We start from the raw sequence: 21035 nt of genomic DNA on the forward strand, positions 1-21035 counted from the left end.
TTTCGGCTAAACAGCAGCCGCTAGGGAGGGACCATGGCTCGGCAGCTCGAACATTTTCCGAACCTTGTGACGATGTTCCTGCAGCGCGCCCGCGAGAAGGGCGAGGCACCGTTCCTCTGGGCCAAACGCAGTGGCCAATGGCAAAGCATCAGCTGGCGCGAAGCCACGCGGCAGGTCGTCGCCTTCGCGGAGAGCCTCCGCCGGATCGGACTGCAGCCGGGCGACCGCGTCATGCTGGTCAGCGAGAACCGCCCCGAATGGCTGATCGCAGACCTGGGCATCATGGCGGCCGGCTGCGTGACCGTTCCGGCCTACATCACGAACACCATTCGCGACCACACGCACATCCTCGGCAATTCGGGCGCACGGGCGGTGATCGTCTCGAACCAGAAGTTGGCCAAGAACCTGATCCCGGCCGTCCTTTTCAGTTCGGAATGCCATCACGTCATCGACATCGAGGACATCCGCACCGGTCAGGCGATGGACGCTGCTCAATTCCACCGCTGGATCGATATGGTCGCCGGCGAGCCCGACATCGCCGCCGTCGAAAACCGCGTGCGCTCGGTCGGCCGCAACGATCTCGCCTGCATCATCTACACCAGCGGCACTGGCGGCGCCCCGCGCGGGGTCCGGCAGCATCACGGCTCTATCCTCGCCAATGTCGAGGGCGCGGCCGACGTCATTTCGACCGATTTCGGCTGGGACGATGAAATCTTCCTGTCCTTCCTGCCGGCCAGTCACGCCTACGAGCATACCGGCGGGCAGCACTTCCCGATCGGGCTCGGTGCGCAGATCTACTATGCCGAGAGCCTCGAGAAGCTGGCAGCCAACATCGAGGAAGTCCGGCCGACCATCATGGTCGTCGTCCCCCGTCTGTTCGAGATGCTGCGGGCTCGCATCCTCAAGACGATCGAGAGCAGCGGGAGCCTCTCGAACTATTTGCTCAGGCGCGCGCTTTCGATCGGTTCGAAGAGGTATGAGGGCCGTAGCAACCCGCTCGACCTGCCGATGGATGGCATCCTGTCCCTCACGCTGCGCAAGAAAGTGCGCGCTCGGTTTGGGGGACGGATGAAGGCGATGGTTTCGGGAGGCGCTCCGCTCAACCCGGAAGTTGGGCTGTTCTTCCAGTCGCTCGGCCTGACCTTCCTGCAGGGCTACGGCCAGACCGAGGCCGGTCCGGTGATCAGCTGCAACCGTCCCGCCGCGGGCATCCGCATGGACAGTGTCGGACCGCCGGTGAAGGGCTGCGAGGTCCGTATCGCGGATGACGGCGAGATCATGGTGCGCGGCGAGCTGGTCATGCACGGTTACTGGCACAACCCTGAAGAGACGGCGCGCGTCCTTCAGGACGGGTGGCTCGCGACCGGGGACGTCGGCCATCTCGACGAGAACGGCCGGATCATCATCACCGACCGCAAGAAGGACCTGATCGTCAACGACAAGGGCGACAACGTCTCGCCGCAACGCGTCGAAGGCATGCTGACGCTTCAGCCGGAGATCGCGCAGGCGATGGTTTACGGCGACCGCCGCCCCTACCTCGTCGCGCTGCTCGTCCCGGAAGCGGAATATGCGAACAAGCCGGACCTGCAGCAGATTCTGTCAAAAGCGGTCGATCGCGTGAACGCGGACCTGTCGGTGATCGAGCGCGTCCGGCGTTTCATCACCGCCGACGAACCGTTCACCACCGACAATGAGCAGCTGACGCCGTCGCTCAAGATCCGGCGGCACGTGATCCGCAAAATCTACGGCGACCGGCTCGACGCCCTGTACGGGCGCTGATCAGCTCCGCTTGTAAGGGACGAAGTCGCCCATCGCGCAGGCGCCGATGATCATGCCCGTCCGGACGTCGCGAACGTCGGCGATGTCGCCATGGCAAAGGCCGGAGCCCGTGCTGCGCGTCACCAGCGTGTAGAAGCCGCTGGTCAGACCCTGACATTCGCCGATCAGATGGTTCACGTAGACCGTCGCTCCGCTCTTGAAGGCGACCGTGCTGTTGTCGATCGTGACCATGTCGTCGGACTGATAATGCGGCAGGCAGCTTACCGGCGACCCGGCGGCGCGTCCCGCAAGCAATTGCTGGTACTTGGCTTCGGCCTGGGCGCTGCGGGTTGCCGGGGGCTGCTCCGCGCAACCGGCGAGCATAGTGGCAGCGATGAGCAAGATTGGTGCTGCGCGCATCGCGATACTCCTTTCGAAGTTCATGAACTCGGTAGAGCGCTTCTGCAGCTTAACGGAAGCTGTCTTTCTCCGCGCGGAGGCGAGCGAAATCCTGAGCATCGGAAGCGCGAACGAAGGGGTTGGTCGCCCGTTCCTCTGCAACCGTGGTGGGGAGCGTGATTTCTCCCGCATTGCGAAGAGCTTCTACATGCCGGAGGCGCTCTCGGACGGCTTCGTTTACCGGCTCGGCGTGGAGCGCGAACCGCGCGTTCGCCAGCGTATATTCGTGCCCGCAATAGATGCGCACGTCGTCGGGCAGCGAGGCGATCCGGAGCATGTTGGCGTACATCTGCTCGGCCGTCCCCTCGAACAGTCGCCCGCAACCCATGGCAAACATGGTGTCGCCGACGAAGATCATCCGCTCCTTCTCGAAATAATAGGCGACGTGGCCGGCAGTGTGCGCCGGGATGTCCCAGACCACCGCTTCGGCTCCGCAGACGCTGACGCGATCGCCCTCGGCGACGATGCGGTCGACCTTGCTGACGCGCTCGGCCTCGGCCGGAGCGATGATCGGACTGCCGGTCGCTGCCCGAATGGCTTCGTTCCCGCCCGTGTGGTCAGGGTGCCAGTGCGTGTTCAGCACTTGCGTCAGCCGCAAGCCATTCGCCGCCGCCGCGTCCAGGACCGGAGCCGCGACCGACGGATCAACCGCAGCCGTCTCCCCGCTTTCAGGATCGTGGGTCAGCCAGACGTAATTGTCCGTTAGGACCGGGACGGCGAGGACTTCCAGCATCAGGCCGCACTCCTTTGCACTGTCTCTAGCGCTTCCTGCGCGAGCAGTCGCACAAGCTCTTCGGCCGGCAATGCGCGGCCAAGCGGCGCGGCTTGGCCGGCCCACATCGGTCCGAAGCCGAACTCTCCGCGCTCCTCCGCAGCGGCGCGGATCGGCGCGAGGGCCGCGCTGGCCAGCGGGAACGGCGGAGCCTCGGCTCGCACGGCCCTCAGCTCATCCGTCAGCCTGCCGTGCAGGCCGCGCGCCAACCCGCCGGTCATCAGGTTCGTGAAGAAGGTGCGGCCGTTCTTCAGCCGCGCGTGATGCGCCTCGGAGACTGCCGCTTCAGGTGTGTGCATGAAGGCGGTGCCGAGCTGAACCGCGCTGGCCCCGAGCATCATCGCGGCGGCGATGCCCCTTCCATCCCCGATCCCGCCCGCTGCGATCACGGGGACGCGAACGGCATCCACGACCTGCGGCAGGAGTGCGAACAGTCCCAGCGCTTCGCCTGGATCACTGCCCAGGAACCTGCCGGTATGACCCCCGGCTTCGAATCCCTGCGCGATGACGGCGTCCGCGCCCCCCGATTCGAGCCAGCGGGCCTCCTCGACCGTCGTGGCATTGCCTACGACGGTCGTTCCGGCGACTTTTACTCGACCGAACAGGCGTTCGTCCGGCAGTCCAAAGTGGAAGCTGACGACCTCCGGCCGAGTCTCCTCAACCGCCGCACACATCGCCTCGTCGAACGGCTTGCGCAGCACGCCGCCGCTCGACGGCTCCACGCCGAACTCAGCATAGTAAGGCGCAAGAAGGGTGCGCCACGGACCGTCGTCCACTGCGTCGGGCATGCGATGGCAGAAGAAGTTCAGATTGATGGGGCCGGGCGACGCCGCACGAACTTGCGCGACCTGCACCACGACCTGTTCGGGCGATAGCATCGCGCAGGGGAGCGAGCCGAGTGCTCCACCTCGGATCGAGGCCGCTGCGAGTTCCACTCCTCCCGCTCCGGCCATCGGCGCTTGGACGATCGGATGCTCGATCCCGACGAGATCGAGGAAGCGCCTGTCGCGCCAGCCTACCATTCGCCCGTGTTCGGCATCGAGGTCCATGGCTCGGCCGGCGCCAGCCTGCCGCCCTCCTGCAGCAGCTCGACGGAGATGTTGTCGGGGCTGCGGACGAAGGCCATGTGGCCGTCGCGCGGGGGACGATTGATCGTCACGCCCGCGTCCATCAGCCGCTGGCAAGTCTCGTAGATATTGTCGACGCGGTAGGCGAGGTGGCCGAAGTTGCGGCCGCCGCCGTAGCCCTTCTCGTCCCAGTTGTAGGTGAGCTCGACCTCGCCGCCCTCGTCTCCGGGCACTCCGAGGAAGATGAGGGTGAAGCGCCCGGCTTCATTCTCCATCCGGCGGCGCTCCTCGAGGCCGAGCAGTTGGAAAAATGCAACAGTGGCGTCGGGATCCGACACGCGGATCATGGTGTGCAGGAATTTCATTTCGCCTCACTCAATTCAACGCTATAAATGCACGGTTCGTCGACGATACTGACCGGCGATGGTGACCGGTGATCGTCAGCAATACGACGAACGCAGGGTATCATTCCATGATCCAGAAGCTGCAGGACAGCCGCGCCGTTCTTTTGGGCGCGGTAGCGATCTTTGCCGTGGGTTTGACGACAAGTGGCTATGTGCTGGGCGACGGCTTGCGTCGGGCGAAGATGGCGGAGCGATCCGTCACCGTCCGGGGCGTTTCCGAACGCGACGTGACGGCCGACCTCGCAACCTGGACCGTGTCCTTCTCCGACGAAGGAACGACGCTAGCGCCGGTGCAGGCGTCCGTGGATCAGAAGAGCGGCGCCGTGCGAGCCTTCTTCCAGAAGGCCGGCTTCAAGCCAGACGAGATCAGCGACACGGCGATCAACGCCAGCTCCAGCTTCGACCGAGACCGCAAAGAGGAGCGCGTGACGGTCAGCCGTTCGATCCAGCTGCGGAGCCGCGACGTGATGAAGGTCCGCAACGCCTATGCGCGCCAGTCCGAGCTGATCCGCGACGGCGTTCCGATCAACGGATCGAACGTCAATTACGTCTTCACCGGCCTCAACAAGCTGAAGCCGGAGATGATCGCCGAGGCGAACAAGAACGCGCGCACGAGCGCTGAGGAGTTCGCCCGCGACAGCGGAGCCGAGGTCGGTCGCATCAAGACAGCGAGCCAGGGCTATTTCTCGGTCGGGGCTCGCGATGGCGAGGCGTGCGACGAGTGCGGATCGAGCGGCGGAACCTCGCCGTTTCAGAAGGTGCGCGTCGTGACGACGATCGATTACGATCTGGGCTAGCGGCCCGGCGGAGGCGTGGTCGGGACGGGAAGCATCTTGAGCGCTTCACGTGCCGCCTGCCCGGATTTCCCGTTCGGATCGACCGAGGAAGCGCGCGACCAGTAGGTCCGCGCGCCGGCATCGTCGCCGGCGAAATGGTAGACATGCCCGGCCTCGAACAGGAGTGTCGGGTCGTTCGGCGCCAGAGTCAGCGCCTTGCCGATCGCCTGCTTCGCCGTGACCGCGTCATTCTCTCGGATCGCGAGCGCAGCCGAGAAATACCAGAGGAACGGGTCCTCCGAGACGGTCTGCGCCGCCTCCGTCACCTTCGCGCGCGCCATCTTCAGGTCGTTCTGCGCTTCCGCAGCGCGGGCGCGATCGAGCAGGGCTTCGCCGCGTTGCTCGGCCTGGAGCGAATTGCCGCCCAACGCTTTGTCGAGCGCGATCGCGGCCTTGCCGGGCTCGTTGGCTGCAATCCACATGTTCCCTGCGGCCGCGAGGAGGCGCGCCTTCTCGCCTTCGTTGCTTTGAACCGCGGCCGCTTGCTCGAAGTCGTTCGCGGCCGTCGCGGAGTCGCCTGACTTCGCGGCCGACAAAGCGCGGCAGACCAATGCTTCGGGGGTCACCACGTCCGGGCACGCGGAAGTCGGAGCGGGTGCCGGTGCGGGCGGGGCGGGAGCCGCTGCTGCGATCGCTGCGGCAAGGAAAAGGATCATGAGGATTGCTCCACTAGGGCGGCGACGGTGCGCTCGATCGTCTCGATCTCGTGAGGCGCCGAAAGGCGATGGCCGCCGCCCTTGACCACGGTGACCTGCACGTCCGCTGAACGCAGGCGGTCCTTGAGGCGGAAGGCGATATCGACCGGAACGTCCTCGTCGCCGTCGCCGTGAATCAGCCGCACCGGACAGTCGATGGCGATCTCCGAGCCGAGAAGGCGCATGGCCTGGCCCGACGACCAGAAGGTCGCCGTGGTGATTTGTGCGCCGCCATCAGGAAGCTCGCGCCGGAGGGTTTCCCCAGCAGCGAGCCGCTCGCGCAGACGGTCCGGAAAGCCCCACTCTGTAAAGTCCGGAGCGGCGGCGATGCCGACCAGAGCTTTCACCCGCTCAGGCCGCCGCAGGGCCAGATGAAGCGCGATCCAACCGCCCATCGACGAGCCCACCAAGACGACCGGGCCAATTGTCTGCCCGTCGAGCATCAGGAGGGCCTCATCGATCCACCGTTCGAGCGCACCGTCTTGGAAGCGTCCCTCGGACGAGCCCGTACCCGAATAGTCGAAGCGGAGCATCGCCAGCCCGCGTCTTGCCGCGAAGGCATCAAGCGCGACCGCCTTGCTGCCCTCCATGTCGGACGCATAGCCCGGCAGGAACAGGATCGTCGGCCCCTCCCCTTCACGCTTGCGGTAGGCGAGGCGCGGGCCGTCAGCGGGGTCGAGAAACAACAGATTCACTTCAATCACGTGCGGAGCCATAGTGCAGCAAGACGAAGCTTGCATCTGCCCGTGGCCGCCGTTCTGCTGCCTTGAACTAGGCCACCTTCCGATAAACGGTTCGGCCGGGATCGTTCGAGGCGGTGAGGAAGATCTGCTCGAACCGCGCATCGGTCTTCATGATCAAGCGGTCGACGAGCATTACATGCGACGTTTCGATCTGGTCCTGCGTATATCGCTTGCGGATTTCCGGCTTTCGTTCTGGATTGGCGGAGCGGCTCTTCGCGAAGCTCCAATGGACATCGTCCAGGACCAGATACCCGCCGGGCCGGATGAGTTCTTTCAGCGCGATGCAGGCTGGGGCGTCATGGTGAAAAACGTGGCCGCCATCGAGATAGGCGAGATCGTAGATACCCGTCCCGCCGCGGCTCATCTCATCGAGCGCCAGCTTGGCCAGATGCCATGAGTAGCTGTCGTAGGTGAGGTGCGTATTCCCATGCGTAACCACTGTAATGCCGTCAACCAACCCTTCGGAACGAAGCATCTGCTCGACCTTTGCGACGGTCTCTTCGTAATCGAACAAGTGAAGCGCGCCCTTGCCTTTCATCATCTTCGCGATTTCACGCGAGGTCGCGCCAATTCCAGTGCCGATTTCGGCGACGGATATTTCGTCCTTCACATCCAAAAGGCGACGGAGGACAGCAAGTACGTCTGGCGAGTGGAACTGAATTCCGCTGGTCCCAATGTTGGTCGTCATAGACCGCGGCTAGCATGCCGCCAATGCCGGAACAACTTGCTCCGGTCGGAACGGCCGATCAGTTGGTTGGGTCGCTTCGGTCAGGCAGCTCGAAGGCAGAAGGCTTCCAATGGCGAACGGCAAATCCGGATCAGCCGCCGCACACTTTGGTTAGCACTACCGAAATGCTAAATAGATCATGCGCATCTCAGGGAGGCAGTAATGAGCAAGAAGCGCAAAGGGTTTCTGTTCAGATTTCCGCTGATCGCAAAAGAGAAAAACGGGACGATTACAATAACTCCTGACTCTCAGGGCTCCTGCTACAAGCACTGGGATTCGAGCACGAATACGCTCTCGTTCAGCAAAGACGACTTCCGTTTCATGAGCCCCGATGATCACCACTACGTGGAATTCACGTTAGAAGATCGGACGAGCAAGAAGCTGCGCTTTCCTGTCAACCCGAAACACGCGATGTGGGTCATCAACGGCCAGAATTGCCCGACAGCGACCGATACATGTGTGTACGACACAGTCGAACCGCTGGCCGTCTTCGATGGGGACACGTTGCTCGCCGTGAACCTCAATCGCGTCAAGGGCAAGCAACTCGGCTTTGCTTTGAACTTCGTGAAAGACGGTGACGACGACACCGACCCCGCCAACTACATTCCGTGGGACCCGATCATCAACAATCGGGACGGCGGTAGCTAGCTCCGCAGGGTCAATCCAGCTCCAGCCAGGCAGGATCGCGAACGAACTTGCGTGAGGGCAGGGCCGCGAGTTCGCGCAGCGCACGAACGTCCTTCAGGGTGATTTTCCGGTCCGAACGCTCAATCACCTCCAAGCGGTCAAGCTCCTGGAACGTGCGGTTGATGTGTACCGACGTCAGGCCGGTCGCCTGCGCCAGTTCCTCCTGGGTCAGCGGCAGTTCGAACGACTTGCCGTTGCGCGAATCCAGCAGCTTCAGCCGGTCGTGGATGTGCAGCAGAAGCGCCGCAATGCGCTGCGGCGCCAGCGTTCGGCCGATCGATGTGACGCGGTCCATCAGCAGAACCCGTTCCTGCTGCGAGCTGAGCAACATCGAGAAGGCGAATTGGGTCGATTCCCGGAAGAGGCGCGCAAACGCGGTCAGCGGGATCACGTCCACGGTCGCCTTGGTCAAGGCGACGAGGGAGGCCGCCGACCGTTCCAGGCAGATGCTCGGGACACCCAGCAGGTCCCCCGGCAGATGGATCTTCACGATCTGGCGGCGGCCGCTTTCGGTGTCGACGCAGCTCGCGACCCAGCCGCTGGCGAGGAAATAGATGGCGTCCATCTTCTCACCCTGACGGCGGATTACGGCCTTCTTCTCCAGTTCGAGGCGGTCGGTCTTGGCTTTTTCGAAGGCGTCCAGATCGGCGGTCGAAGGTTCAAGGAATTCGTGCAAACGGTGCAATGGCGGATCGAACATAAACGCGGATAACTTCCCCAAGTCGGTACCATTGGCAGTCATGCCGCATGCGAAGCTTGGGTTGCAAGTCAGGACTGGCGGGAACCTGCATTCGGCTTCACCGGTCCGCCGCAAAGGCGTAGGGACGCGCCGGAACCGGGCTCGACCGCGCTGGTTCACCCCCCGGCGAGGAGGACCCATGAAATACCGCAAGCTCGGCGAAAGCGATCTGGAAGTCTCGGAAATCTCCTTGGGGTCCTGGCTGACCTACGGCGTCGGGGTCGAAGCTGAAAAGGCGCGTGCCTGCCTCCACGCGGCGTTCGACGTCGGGATCAACTTTATCGATACGGCGAATGTCTACGGGCGCGGCGCGGCGGAGACTTTCCTCGGTGAGGCGCTGAAGGCGCGGCCCCGCGATAGCTACGTTCTCGCCACCAAGCTCTATTTCCCGATGAGCGACACGGACTTCGGCTTGTCGCGCGCGCAGGTCGAGAAGCAGCTCGACGCATCGTTGCAGCGCCTGCGCACCGATTACGTCGATCTCTACCAGTGCCACCGCTACGACACCGGCACCCCGCTCGAGGAAACGATGGAGACGCTCACTCGGGCGGTGGATAGCGGCAAGGTCCGCTATATCGGCTTCTCGGAGTGGCCGGCCGACAAGATCCGCGAAGCCCTCGACCTGTCCGCCTCGCGCGGCTTTGCGAAGTTCGTATCGAGCCAGCCGCAATATTCGCTGGTCTGGCGGGAACCGGAGGAAGAGGTGATTCCGCTTTGCGCCGACAACGGGATTTCACAGATCGTCTGGTCGCCGCTCGGCCAGGGCGTTCTCTCCGGCAAATATGACCCGGACAAGGCACCGCCCGCAGGCTCCCGGGCCACGAGCAGGGAGATGGGCGGCTTCATCGAGCGGCTGATGGATCCGGGCCTGCTCCGCGCGGTCCAGCAGCTGAAGCCCATCGCCGAGGAGGCAGGACTGACGATGCCGCAGTTCGCACTGGCCTGGGTGCTGCGCGAGCCGAACATCGCCTCGGCGATCATCGGCGCCTCTCGTCCGGAGCAGGTCCAGGAGAACGCCCATGCATCGGGCCTCATCGTCGATACGCAGCTGTTCCTGAGGGCCGAGGCCATCATCGACGAAGCAATGGCCGGAGCGGGCGAGCACGCCTAGATCGCCTTTGAGGTCCTCCGGCTGGGGGACTCGAAGACTTCCTCGATCGCCAGGTCGAACAGTTCGGCGATGCGGAAAGCTAGCGGAAGGGACGGGTCGTACTTGCCCGTCTCGATCGCGTTGACGCTCTGTCGCGATACGCCGAGGCGGTCGGCAAGGTCGCCCTGACTCCAGTTCCGTTCGGCGCGAAGCACTTTCAGGCGATTGTTCATCGCGCGCGCAGCCAGCTCACGAAGGCATGGGCGCCCTGCGCAGCGACCCAGACGACCGCAACCCAATAGGTGGCGATCGGCGGCGCGCCGCCAAGGTCCGTGAGGAAGCCCCACACGACCGCGCAGGTCATGGCGACCGTCGTCGCCGCGAGGATCTGCTTCACGACCAGCATGCGGATGTACTCGTCGTCCTCTTCGGACAGGTATCTCGCGTAGCTCGCGAAGAAACCGACGACGGGGATCGCCGGCAGCAGCGCAATGATCGTCGTCCACGGTTGGGCGACCAGGCCGTGACGGATAGCGTAGACCACGGGGATCAACGTTACCGCATAGATGATCGCCGTGATCACGACGCGCTGGTTGTGCCGCGCCTGTGCAGGAGTTCTTGCGCACATTGTGCTCAGGCCTATCATGTAAGTGTCCTTTACAATCTGACAAGCTGATTTTACAGGTTCGGGCGTCAACTGTCAAGGAAGCTTGATAGGCCGGTTGCGATGGGTCAGGCGTTTGCGGGAAGACCAGCTGAAGTTCGGCAGGCTTGCCATTGGGGGACGTCGATTCCGCCCCAGTCGCTCCATCCGGCCTTGCCCTCGTCTCCCGCGGGCAACGCCTCGAAGTAGCTGTTTGCGAGTTCGCCGTCTTCAATCTGGCAGGCCAGACGAGCCATGTGGCTGACGTTCCAGGCTGTCGGATATAATTCGACCAGGTCGTGCATCGCCCGCCGCAGAGCCTTCTTGTTGATGACAACAGTTGGAGGCATGCAGCCGCAACTCATGGCGTGCCAGTAGACGCGAGCGAAAGCGCTGGTTCGCTCCTTCGCCTGGGTCTGGTCGGCGGCAAATTGCGCGACGGCTTCCTCGTCCTTGTAGCTGCCGAACCATTGCGGCTCGTAGTAGCGGAAGGCCTCCTGATAGAGCGGGTAGTAGTAGGGCTCCTTTGCGACTGCTTCGTCCATCAGGTTCTGGAAGTCGCCCTCGGACCGACCCTGCGCAACGTAGATTGAGGCCATGACTGCGTAGTACTGCGGGTCCTGGCTCGCGACGTCCTTGTGCCTCGCAAGCATCTCGTGGGCGGCGTCGACATATTCCGAGAACGGCTTCCACGCCGAGATATTGACGTTTTTGGCGTAACCGGATCCGCGATAGCACCAGCCCTTGTCGAGCAGACGCTGTGCGGAGACGATGAAGGGTGCCGGCGAGCTGGGCGAGGCGATACGCCACTCCGCAAGGAACTCGGCGGCCGGATCGGTGCAGTCCGGCGTGTTCATGTTCCCGAGCCACCACATGGAATTGTAGAAGAGCTCCAGCTTCCACACGCCGTCGTCGGTCCGGTTTCCGCCTTGGCGCAGGCTGAATTCCCGCGCGCTGAGCCAGGAGAAGTCCCGGTCGACGATCGCGCGATGCACCTCCTCCATGAAGGCTTTGCGAGACTCCAGTTCGTTGGCGGAGCTTACGGCGGGGATCTGCATGATCTCGGCGCGCTCTTCAGGTGTCTCCTGCGGTGTGCCCACAACCATCGCATGCAGTTCGTCGGAGTGCCGCCATGCGAAACCCAGGAGGAAGCTGCCGAGCAGGATCAAGAAGCGCATACAAGACTCCTTGCGGAACCGAGCCCGCAGGGACTGCCATCAAGCAATTGCAAAGCGGTTAATCGCGGAAGCGCCGACGCGGTTGAGAGGGATGCTCTCCCTCGCTACATGCGCCCTGCAATGACCAAGATGTTCAAGATCGCGCTTCCCGATGGCTCCGTTCGCGAGATGCCTGAGGGCTCGACGCCCGCGGACGTGGCCGCCGCCATCGGCCCCGGCCTCGCCAAGGCCGCACTCGCCGCCAAGGTGGACGGCGAGGTGCGCGATATCATGCGCCCCTTCGAAGGGGACGCGAAGCTCGCGTTGATCACCTCGCGCGACGAGAAGGACGCACTCGAGCTCGTCCGCCACGACTTCGCGCACGTTCTCGCCGAAGCGGTGCAGAACATCTTTCCGGGAACGCAGATCACCTTCGGCCCGGCGACCGAGGACGGATTCTACTACGACTTCGCTCCGGCGCCTGGCCGCGGACCTTTTACCGACGAGGACCTGCCGGCGATCGAAGCGGAGATGCGGCGCGTCATCGCCGCCGACAAGCCGCTGGTCCGCGAAGTATGGGACCGCGATCGGGTCCGCCAGTTCTTCATCGACCATGGCGAGACCTTCAAGGCCGAGTGGGTGATGGAGCTGCCCGAGGGCGAGCCGATCACCATGTACAAGACCGGCCATGGTGAGGCCGACTGGATCGACCTGTGCCGCGGACCGCATCTGGCCTCGACCGGCAAGCTCGACCCGAACGCGTTCAAGCTGACCCGCGTGTCGGGTGCCTACTGGCGCGGGGACCCCAAGAACCCGATGCTGTCGCGCATCTACGGCACCGCCTGGCTCAACAAGAAGCAGCTCGACGAGCATCTCGTCCGGCTGGAGGAGGCGGCCAAGCGCGACCACCGCAAGATCGGGCAGGAGATGGACCTGTTCCACCTCCAGGCCGAGGCGCACGGAAGCGTCTTCTGGCATCCCAACGGCTACATCATCTGGCGACAGCTGGAGGCGTACGTGCGCCGACGGCTCGATGCGGCCGGCTATGAGGAGGTGAAGACCCCGCAGCTGATGGACGCTCGCCAGTGGGAGCGGTCGGGGCACTGGGGCAAGTATCGCGAGAACATGTTCATCGTGCCCGACGAGATACCGCATGGGTCCGACGAAGAGGGCGAGGACGAGCAGCCGATCCTGTCGGGCGACGCCGATTTGATGGCGCTGAAGCCGATGAACTGCCCCGCTCACATCCTGATCTTCAACCAGGGCATCAAGAGCTACCGCGACCTGCCGCTACGGCTGGCCGAGTTCGGCTGCTGCCACCGCAACGAGCCACACGGCGCGCTGCACGGCATCATGCGCGTGCGCCAGTTCACCCAGGACGATGCGCACATCTTCGTTCGCGAGGATCAGCTCGTCGATGAAGTGGTGGCCTTCTGCGATCTGCTCGACAGCGTCTACCGCGACCTCGGCTTCGACCGCTACGCGATCAAGCTGGCCCTGCGGCCGGACAAGCGTTTCGGCTCGGACGAGATGTGGGACTGGTCGGAACAGTCGCTGCGTGACGCCGTCGCCGCGGCCGGCCGCAACACCGAGGAGTTCGGCTGGGAAGAGCTTCCCGGCGAGGGCGCCTTCTACGCGCCGAAGCTGGAATTCCATCTGTCGGACGCGATTGGTCGCACCTGGCAAGTCGGCACGATCCAGACCGACACGGTCCTGCCCGAGCGCCTGGACGCCAGCTACATCGGCGAGGACGGCGCCAAGCACCGGCCGATCATGCTCCACCGCGCCATCATCGGCACGTTCGAGCGTTTCATCGGCATCCTCATCGAGCATCATGCCGGCAAGTTCCCGCTGTGGCTCGCGCCGGTGCAGGCGGTAGTCACCACTATCGTTTCCGATGCCGACGATTATGCGAGGGACGTGGCGGCGAAGCTCGCCCAGCGCGGCATTCGCGTCGAGACCGACCTGCGCAATGAGAAGATCAACTACAAGGTGCGCGAGCACTCACTGAAGAAGGTGCCGCTGCTTCTCGTAGTCGGCAAGCGTGAGGCGGAAGAGGGTACGGTCGCCCTGCGCCGCCTCGGCTCGGAAGAGCGTCAGCTGGTCATGAGCGTCGATGAAGCACTGTCGATGATCGCCGAGGAAGCGATTCCGCCGGATCTGAAGCGCTGAGCGCGCTGACGACTCTTCGCAACAGGTGGCGGCAAAAATGATGCGCTGCAGCACGCTCGCACTTTTCAAGCGCGCGGCGAATGCTTACTTCGCAACCGTCCACGGAAGCATATTCGGAGAATAGACTATACCACCGCCCTATCCGCGCAGAGCGCAGACGCCGCCGCAATTTACCGGCCCTCGTTACAACGAGTTCATCCAGTCCCAGAAGGTCCGGGTGATCGACGAAAACGGCGAGAATCTGGGCGTGATGTTTACGCGCGAAGCTTTCGAGCAGGCGCAGCAGGTCGGTCTCGACCTCGTCGAAATCTCTCCGAATTCCGATCCGCCCGTCGCCAAGTTCCTTGATATCGGCCGCTTCAAGTATGAGGCCCAGAAGAAGGCCAACGAACAGCGCAAGCGGCAAAAGACGCAGGAGATCAAAGAGATCAAGATGCGTCCGAACATCGACGACCACGACTATGACACGAAGATGAAGAAGGTCTTCGAGTTCCTCGAGGAAGGCGACAAGGTGAAGGTCACCATGCGCTTCCGCGGTCGCGAAATGGCGCATGGCGAGCTCGGCATGAACGTGCTCCGGCGAGTCCAGGAACAGACGGCCGAAATGGCCAAGGTCGAGGCGCATCCGCGCATGGAAGGCCGTCAGATGCTCATGGTGCTCGCGCCCAAGTAATGCCGACCAGCCGGTCCCTCACTTGCCCGCGTTGCCAGGGCACTATGGAGGCCGGCTACACCATCGATGTTGGCTACGGCACGAAAGCGGTCCCCAAGTGGGTCGCCGGAGAGCCGCAGAAGAGCATCTGGACGGGCCTGAAGCTCTCCGGAAAGGACCAGCTCGACGTCTCCACATACCGGTGCAGGCGCTGCGGCTATCTGGAAAGCTACGCGTAAGGTATTCGTTGCTTTTTGCGCTTGACGCTACGGAATGCTGAGAGGCGCGGATCGGCTGTTGCAATTGTGCAGCAACGTCGCGCGATTGTTACGCTCTTAGGGCAACGGTCGCTTTTCTTGACCAATTTGCTGGATTAGCTTCCCCCATTCGCGCCGCAGGGAGAGCGGCGTCATTTGGGGGAGATTCAAATGCGGAAGTCCGTGTGGCTGCTGTCGGCAGGCCTATTCGCTCTTGCGACGCCAGCGTTCGCGCAGGATGCGTCCAAGCCGGCTACCGACACCGACCAGCAGGGCGCGCAGCCCACTGATGGCGCTACTGCCGAGGGTGCTGCCGTCGCCAACCAGGCAAACGAAGAACAGTCCGTCGACACCAGCGACATCGTCATTACCGCCACCCGGCGTAACGAAGCGCTTTCCGACGTGCCGCTTGCCGTCAGCGCCGTGACCGCCGAGCGCCTCGCATATACGGGCGCCAGCGATATCCGGCAGCTCAACCAGGTTTCGCCGTCGCTTCTGGTTTCCTCGACTTCGTCGGAAGCGGGCGCGGGCGTCGCCCGTATCCGCGGTGTCGGCACCGTCGGCGACAACCCCGGCCTCGAAAGCTCGGTCGGCGTGTTCATCGACGGCGTCTATCGCAACCGCACGGGCATGGGCCTGACCGAACTCGGCCCGCTCGACCGCATTGAAGTGCTGCGCGGACCGCAGGGCACCCTATTCGGTCGCAACACTTCGGCAGGCCTGATCTCGATCATCACCGCCAAGCCGCAGTTCCAGACGATGTTCTCGGGCGAAGCGACGATCGGCAACTACGATCTCCGCCGCCTTGAAGCGACCGCTACCGGCCCGATCAGCGAGAGTCTCGCCGTTCGCCTCGACGGTGTCTGGATGCAGCGCGACGGCTTCCTTGAGGACGTCGTGTCCGGCCGCGACGTGAATGATCGCGACCGCTGGCTGCTCCGCGGGCAGATCCTCTACCAACCGAGCGAGAATCTCTCGGTTCGTATCGTTGGCGACGTCACGAAGCGGCGCGAGGAGTGCTGCGCGGCGACCTATCTGCCCGCGCACGACTCCTTCCGCTCACCGGGCGGCACCGTCGAGGAAGGTCCGTCGACCATCGCGGGCATCGAGCGTGCTCTTGGCGGGATCATCCTGGACGACACGTTCGACCGCAAGGTCTCCATCACTCCGGGTCGCAACTACACCAGCGACGTCAACGACTGGGGCCTGTCGGGCGAGGTCAATTACGACTTCGGCGGCGCAGAGCTGACGTCGATCACCGCGTACCGGTACAACAAGTACACGCGCGGCCAGGACGCCGACTTCAACAACCTCGACATCCTGTTCCGCGACGACGACGGCGGGTCGTTCAACCGCTTCAAGACGTTCACCCAGGAACTCCGCTTGCAGGGCAAGACGTTCGGAGGCCGCCTCGACTGGCTTGTCGGGGGCTATTACGCGAACGAGAAGCTCGGGGTCGACGACAATTTGACCTATGGCGCGGACTATTCACGCTACGCCAACTGCCTTGTCGGCGCGAACTTCGCGAGCGCGCCGGGCGTCCCGCCCAGCATCCTTGCTCCGGGCGTGTCACCGACCTGCTTCAACACGCCGGTCGCGACCGGGCTTCGGACGGCACTCGTCGGGTCCTACAATACGGCCCTGGCCGGCGCACTTGCCGCGCAGGCTGCCGGCAACGCTGCCCTCGCCGCCCAGCTGTTTACCGCTGCCTCGAACGTGGGCAGCCAGATTACGGCGCTCGGCGCATTCGCTGGCCTCGACAATACGGCGCTCGCGCCGGGATTGCCGTCGGTGAATTTCGGCGGTGCACCGTTTGGCAACAGCGGATTCACGAACCTGGCGATCGCTCTCGGCGGCCCGTCCTTGATTGGCTCGACACTGAACGGGGCCGGGCTGGACGACTCCTACCGCCAAAGCAGCAGCAACTGGGCGCTGTTCACGCACAACATCTTCACGATCTTCGACGGCCTCGATCTGACCGTGGGTGCGCGTTACACGCACGAGAAGAAGAAGCTCGACGTCGATCTTCTCGACAACAACACCCTGTGCACCGTGTTGTCGGGTACGTCCCTGCAGCAGCTGCCGTGCGTCATTCCCAGCGCTCCCGGCGGAAGCCTGAGCTTCGACGACTCGCGTACGGAGAACAAGCTGTCCGGGACCGTCGTCCTCAGCTACAAGATCACGCCGGAAATCCTGACCTACGCCAGCTACTCGCGCGGGTATAAGGGCGGCGGCTTCAACCTCGACCGCTCGGCGCTGTGGCGTGCTCAGCCGATCCCGACGACCGTTCCGGCAACCCCGGGCACGACGGTCCTCAGCAATCCGCCGCTGTCGGGCAGCGGCGCAATCTGCGTCAGCCCGCTGCAGACGGGTTGCCAGGGCATCGTCGCATCGGGCGCCGACCTGCAGTTCAAGGAAGAGACCAACGACGCGTTCGAACTCGGCCTTAAGTACAACGGCCGCGGCATCGACGTGAACGTGGCGCTGTTCCGTCAGCTCTTCGACAACTTCCAGCTGAACACGTTCAACGGCCTCAACTTCGTCGTCGAGAACATCAACAGCTGCGACGAAGACCTTGATGGCGCAGATACCGACAACAGCGGCATCACTGGCGCCTGCACCGGCAAGACCCGGGCTGGCGTGAAGAGCCTCGGCGCCGAGCTCGAAGTGTTCACCCGTCCGCTCAAGGACGTGAGCATGAACTTCGGCCTCGTCTATTCGGACACCCGCTACCGCCACAATCTGGTGGGTGCGGGCGGACGGCCGCTGACCAACGCCCTGTTCCAGCTTCCGGGACGGAACATCTCGAACGCGGCCGAATGGACGGCGACCTCGTCGGTAGCCTGGACCCCGCGGATCGGCAGCAGCGGCATTCGCGGCCTCATCTACGCCGACGTCCGCTACATGAGCGACTACAACACCGGTTCCGACCTCGACATCGAGAAGACCCAGGGCGGGTACACTCTCGTGAACGGCCGCATCGGTCTTCATGGTCCGGACGACATGTGGGGCATCGAACTCTGGGCGCAGAACCTGCTCGACAAGAACTACATCCAGGTCGGCTTCGACGCGCCGGTTCAGGGTTCGGGAACGGCTCGCGGTGTTGCGAGCGGCTTCTATCCCCGCTCGACCCAGCTCTACGGAGCGTTCCTGGGTGAACCGCGCACATACGGCCTGACGCTCAAGGGCAAGTTCGGTCCGAGGCATGCGGCGCCGGAGCCCTACGTCGCTCCGCCCGCCCCGCCGCCGCCTGCGCCGGCACCGGCACCCGTCGTGGAGCAGCCTGCTCCGCCGCCGCCACCTCCGCCCACGCCAGAGCGCGGCTAAGTCCAGTTACAAAGGGGGAAGGGCTCGCAGGAAACTGCGGGCCCTTTTTCTATGCCGCGCGGGCCTCGGCAGTCTCGCTCGCTGCAGCGAGCAGCGCCGAACGCACCCGTTCGATATCCTCGCCCTCCAGCTTCTGTCCGTCCGGACCGGTCAGGTAGAAGACGTCCACCGCGCGTTCGCCATAGGTGGCGATGTGCGCCGAATGGATAACGAGCCCGCAATCGTGGATCGCGCGCGCGAGACCGGCGAGCAGCGCCGTTCGGTCGCGGGCGTTCACCTCCACGACGGTTGTCCGCGTAGAAGCGTGCTCCGCAATCGCCACCGACGGAGCCACGCGGAAGCTCGCGGCCCGCGCCGTTAGGGTCGATGGCGGCAGGGGTGGCGGCTGGTCAGAAAGCAATGCACCCTCGACGGAATTGACGAGACGGGCCTTCAGACGCTTGTCGCTGTAAGCCCGACCCTGGCTGTCCAACACCAGCAAATTGTCGAGCGCCATCCCGTCGAGCGTCGTGTGAATGCGCGCGTCGATAATGCTCGCGCCGACGGCGGCCAGGCCGGCAGAGATGCGGTAGAACAAGCCTTCGCGGTCGGGCGTGAATACGCTGATGCGGGTCGATCCGCTTTCCGGATCATCCTCGGCAACGACATGCGGGCGAACCTCTCCGTCCCGCGCCTCGGCCACGGCCACCTGAAGTGCGTTGGCAACTTGCCAGGGGTGCGCTTCGGCCAGCCAATAACTGTCCGGCAGGCGCCGGGCATGAGCGTCGCCTTCCTCTTTCGACCAGCCAAGCGCCGTCGCGAGCTGCTCCTGCCGTTCCTCGATCAGCTCGGCGCGACCGCGCTGCTTGTGACCGAGGCGAAGGCGCTCTTCGGCGGCGTCGAACAGGGTGGTCAGGAGCGTGCGCTTCCATTCGTTCCACACGCTAGGACCAACCGCGCGAATGTCGACGACTGTCAGGATCAGCAGGAAGCGAAGCCGCTCTGGGCTTTGCACTTGGTGAGCGAAGTCCTCGACGGTCTGCGGGTCTGCTAGGTCCCGCTTGAAAGCCGTCGCCGACATCAGCAGGTGATGCTTCACCAACCAGGAGACCGTCTCTGTCTCGGCGGCGTCGAGGCCGAAGCGCGGCGCCAGCTTTAGCGCAATCTCCGCGCCCAGCTCGCTATGATCGCCCCCGCGCCCCTTGGCGATATCGTGCAGCAGGACGGCGACGTACAGCGTCCGGCGCGACCCGATTTGCTTGAACAGCGCGGTCGCCAGCGGATGGTCGGTCTTCAGCTCCCCGCGCTCGATCGCCGCCAGCAATCCGATCGCCCGGATCGAATGCTCGTCGACCGTATAGTGGTGGTACATGTCGAACTGCATCTGCGCGACGACGCGGCCGAAGTCCGGAACGAAGCGGCCGAAGACGCCCGCCTCGTTCATCCAGCGCAGCACCAGCTCTGGCGAGTGGACGCAGGTCAGGACTTCGAGGAACAAAGCATTGGCGCGCGGGTCGTTGCGGACCTTGTCGTCGATCAGCTTCGAATCGCTCGAGGCGCAGCGCATCGCGCTTGGATGGATCTCCAGCTTCTCGCGCGCGGCGAGGGCGAAAAGCTCGAGCAGCCGAACCGGATCGTCCTGGAAGAATGTGTCGCTTGGGATCGAGAGGCGCCCCCGGTCGAGGTCGAAACCCGACAGATGCTTCGGACGTCGCCGCCGGATCGTCGGAAGTGCGAAACGGAAGCCCTTGCGCGCCAGCTGCTCGTCGAGCTGCGCAAGGAAGATCCCGGTAAGGTCGCCAACCGTCTTCGCGTTCAGGAAATAGAATTGCATGAAACGCTCGACCGCCGATTTCCCCGGCCGGTCGGAGTAGCGCATCACCTCGGCGATGTGCCGCTGGTGATCGAAGGACAGGCGATCCTCGGGCCTGCCGGCGGCGATGTGCAGGTGACACCGTACCGCCCAAAAGAAGCGCTCGGCGCGCTCGAAACGCTTGAACTCGCTGGCGGTAAACAGGCCCGCTCGGACCAGGTCCGCTGGCCGCTCCACGCCGTGCACATACTTGCCGATCCAGTAGAGCGTGTGCAGGTCGCGAAGGCCGCCCTTGCCATCCTTCACATTGGGCTCGACGACGTAGCGGCTGTCGCCCATGCGCCGGTGTCGCTCGTCCCGCTCGGCGAGCTTGGCGGAGACGAACTCGGCTGCCGTCCCGGCGACGATCTTCGTCCGGAACCGCTTCATGGCTTCGTCGAAAATGGCCTGCTCGCCCCAGATCAGGCGCGCTTCCAGGACGGCGGTGCGAACCGTCATGTCCGACTTCGCCATCGCCATCATCTCGCTGATCGAGCGGATCGAATGGCCGACCTTGAGCTTTAGGTCCCAGAGCAGTTGCAGCACAGCCTGAACCGTCTGCTCCTGCTTGGCCGACGCCTTCGCCTTCGTCAGAAACATGAGGTCGACGTCGCTGAACGGCGCCATCTCGCCGCGGCCCGTTCCGCCCAGCCCGACGACGGCCATCGGCTCGGCCACCTGCTTGCCCGTCAGCGCATCGGTGACGAAGTCGTAGGCCATGCGCACGAGCTGGTCGTGCAGATAGGAGGTCGCTCGCGCTGCCGCCCGGCCGCGGTCCGGATCGGTCGAAAGCCTCCGCGCGACCTCCGCTCGTCCCAGTTCGAGGGCGCCGCGCAGGATCTTCAGCGCAAAGCCGTTCCGGTCGCTTCCCCCGGGAATCGCGGCGAGCGCATCGGCCACGCTCCGGCGATCGATGATCGCGCGCGGCTTCTCGACGGGTTCCAGCGGCGCTTGGCTCACCGGTCTCTGGCGCTCCACATGGCGATAATCTAAGGCGCGGCTCGTCTGGATGCCAGCCG

20 protein-coding genes are annotated in these 21035 nt (G+C 64.1%); 8 read left to right on the forward strand and 12 right to left on the reverse strand.

Annotated features, from left to right (window positions below; all coding sequences use genetic code 11):
• Positions 1-33 precede the first annotated feature (33 nt).
• Positions 34-1779 (forward strand): AMP-dependent synthetase/ligase, encoded by a 1746-nt coding sequence (locus LZ016_RS12960; protein ID WP_241447881.1) that lies wholly within the window; start codon positions 34-36, stop codon positions 1777-1779.
• On the opposite strand, the gene LZ016_RS12965 is transcribed toward LZ016_RS12960, so the two are convergent.
• Genes LZ016_RS12965 through LZ016_RS12980 form a run of 4 tightly spaced genes read right to left on the reverse strand, consistent with a single transcriptional unit; the run spans position 1780 to position 4421 of the window.
• Positions 1780-2178 carry a DUF6491 family protein gene (locus LZ016_RS12965; protein ID WP_241447882.1) on the reverse strand — a complete coding sequence of 133 codons (399 nt, stop codon included), beginning with the start codon at positions 2176-2178 and terminating at the stop codon, positions 1780-1782.
• 49 nt (positions 2179-2227) lie between these two features.
• Positions 2228-2950: a hydroxyacylglutathione hydrolase gene (gloB, locus tag LZ016_RS12970; protein ID WP_241447883.1), complete on the reverse strand. Its 723-nt coding sequence runs from the start codon at positions 2948-2950 to the stop codon at positions 2228-2230.
• Positions 2950-4038 carry an NAD(P)H-dependent flavin oxidoreductase gene (locus LZ016_RS12975; protein ID WP_241447884.1) on the reverse strand — a complete coding sequence of 363 codons (1089 nt, stop codon included), beginning with the start codon at positions 4036-4038 and terminating at the stop codon, positions 2950-2952. The genes gloB and LZ016_RS12975 overlap by 1 nt, the downstream gene beginning before the upstream one ends.
• On the reverse strand, positions 4005-4421 hold the full coding sequence (locus LZ016_RS12980) for a VOC family protein (RefSeq protein WP_241447885.1): 417 nt from the start codon (positions 4419-4421) through the stop codon (positions 4005-4007). The genes LZ016_RS12975 and LZ016_RS12980 overlap by 34 nt, the downstream gene beginning before the upstream one ends.
• Positions 4422-4528: 107 nt before the next feature.
• Here LZ016_RS12980 and LZ016_RS12985 point away from each other — a divergent pair, with 107 nt between their 5' ends.
• A complete protein-coding gene (locus tag LZ016_RS12985) occupies positions 4529-5257 on the forward strand; it encodes an SIMPL domain-containing protein (protein ID WP_241447886.1) in 729 nt (242 codons plus the stop codon).
• On the opposite strand, the gene LZ016_RS12990 is transcribed toward LZ016_RS12985, so the two are convergent.
• The 3 genes from LZ016_RS12990 to LZ016_RS13000 are packed head-to-tail and all read right to left on the reverse strand — an operon-like array spanning position 5254 to position 7422.
• Positions 5254-5952: a tetratricopeptide repeat protein gene (locus tag LZ016_RS12990; RefSeq protein WP_241447887.1), complete on the reverse strand. Its 699-nt coding sequence runs from the start codon at positions 5950-5952 to the stop codon at positions 5254-5256. The genes LZ016_RS12985 and LZ016_RS12990 overlap by 4 nt on opposite strands.
• Positions 5949-6707: an alpha/beta fold hydrolase gene (locus LZ016_RS12995; protein ID WP_436286367.1), complete on the reverse strand. Its 759-nt coding sequence runs from the start codon at positions 6705-6707 to the stop codon at positions 5949-5951. The genes LZ016_RS12990 and LZ016_RS12995 overlap by 4 nt, the downstream gene beginning before the upstream one ends.
• 55 nt (positions 6708-6762) lie before the next feature.
• Positions 6763-7422, reverse strand: a complete 660-nt coding sequence (locus LZ016_RS13000; protein WP_241447889.1) for a class I SAM-dependent methyltransferase — start codon at positions 7420-7422, stop codon at positions 6763-6765.
• 201 nt (positions 7423-7623) lie between these two features.
• Here LZ016_RS13000 and LZ016_RS13005 point away from each other — a divergent pair, with 201 nt between their 5' ends.
• Positions 7624-8109, forward strand: coding sequence for a hypothetical protein (locus tag LZ016_RS13005; protein ID WP_241447890.1), 486 nt, complete (start codon positions 7624-7626; stop codon positions 8107-8109).
• A 10-nt stretch (positions 8110-8119) separates the two neighbouring features.
• On the opposite strand, the gene LZ016_RS13010 is transcribed toward LZ016_RS13005, so the two are convergent.
• The gene (locus LZ016_RS13010; protein WP_241447891.1) at positions 8120-8833 is read right to left on the reverse strand and encodes a Crp/Fnr family transcriptional regulator; all 714 of its coding nucleotides are present in this window, start codon (positions 8831-8833) and stop codon (positions 8120-8122) included.
• Between the two features lie 193 nt (positions 8834-9026).
• Between LZ016_RS13010 and LZ016_RS13015 the strand changes: the two genes are divergently transcribed.
• Positions 9027-9998 (forward strand): aldo/keto reductase family protein, encoded by a 972-nt coding sequence (locus LZ016_RS13015; RefSeq protein WP_241447892.1) that lies wholly within the window; start codon positions 9027-9029, stop codon positions 9996-9998.
• On the opposite strand, the gene LZ016_RS13020 is transcribed toward LZ016_RS13015, so the two are convergent.
• The 3 genes from LZ016_RS13020 to LZ016_RS13030 all read right to left on the reverse strand — a co-directional run bounded on the left by LZ016_RS13020 (position 9995) and on the right by LZ016_RS13030 (position 11798).
• Positions 9995-10210 (reverse strand): helix-turn-helix transcriptional regulator, encoded by a 216-nt coding sequence (locus tag LZ016_RS13020; RefSeq protein ID WP_241447893.1) that lies wholly within the window; start codon positions 10208-10210, stop codon positions 9995-9997. The two genes, LZ016_RS13015 and LZ016_RS13020, sit on opposite strands and share 4 nt — an antisense overlap.
• On the reverse strand, positions 10207-10605 hold the full coding sequence (locus LZ016_RS13025) for a hypothetical protein (RefSeq protein ID WP_241447894.1): 399 nt from the start codon (positions 10603-10605) through the stop codon (positions 10207-10209). The genes LZ016_RS13020 and LZ016_RS13025 overlap by 4 nt, the downstream gene beginning before the upstream one ends.
• A 104-nt stretch (positions 10606-10709) precedes the next feature.
• Positions 10710-11798: a hypothetical protein gene (locus tag LZ016_RS13030; protein WP_241447895.1), complete on the reverse strand. Its 1089-nt coding sequence runs from the start codon at positions 11796-11798 to the stop codon at positions 10710-10712.
• A gap of 120 nt (positions 11799-11918) precedes the next feature.
• Here LZ016_RS13030 and thrS point away from each other — a divergent pair, with 120 nt between their 5' ends.
• From thrS to LZ016_RS13050, 4 genes are all read left to right on the forward strand, one after another.
• Positions 11919-13949 carry a threonine--tRNA ligase gene (thrS, locus tag LZ016_RS13035; protein ID WP_241447896.1) on the forward strand — a complete coding sequence of 677 codons (2031 nt, stop codon included), beginning with the start codon at positions 11919-11921 and terminating at the stop codon, positions 13947-13949.
• Between the two features lie 127 nt (positions 13950-14076).
• Complete coding sequence (infC, locus tag LZ016_RS13040) at positions 14077-14622, forward strand: translation initiation factor IF-3 (protein WP_241448376.1); 546 nt, start codon at positions 14077-14079, stop codon at positions 14620-14622.
• 44 nt (positions 14623-14666) lie between these two features.
• Positions 14667-14840: a hypothetical protein gene (locus LZ016_RS13045; protein ID WP_241447897.1), complete on the forward strand. Its 174-nt coding sequence runs from the start codon at positions 14667-14669 to the stop codon at positions 14838-14840.
• 189 nt (positions 14841-15029) lie between these two features.
• Positions 15030-18185 (forward strand): TonB-dependent receptor, encoded by a 3156-nt coding sequence (locus LZ016_RS13050; protein ID WP_241447898.1) that lies wholly within the window; start codon positions 15030-15032, stop codon positions 18183-18185.
• Positions 18186-18234: 49 nt separating this feature from the next.
• Here LZ016_RS13050 and LZ016_RS13055 read toward each other — a convergent pair whose 3' ends face one another.
• Complete coding sequence (locus LZ016_RS13055; protein WP_241447899.1) at positions 18235-20976, reverse strand: [protein-PII] uridylyltransferase; 2742 nt, start codon at positions 20974-20976, stop codon at positions 18235-18237.
• Between the last annotated feature and the right edge of the window lie 59 nt (positions 20977-21035).

Origin of the sequence: Sphingomonas telluris, from assembly GCF_022568775.1 — a bacterium.
Lineage (GTDB): Bacteria > Pseudomonadota > Alphaproteobacteria > Sphingomonadales > Sphingomonadaceae > Sphingomicrobium > Sphingomicrobium telluris.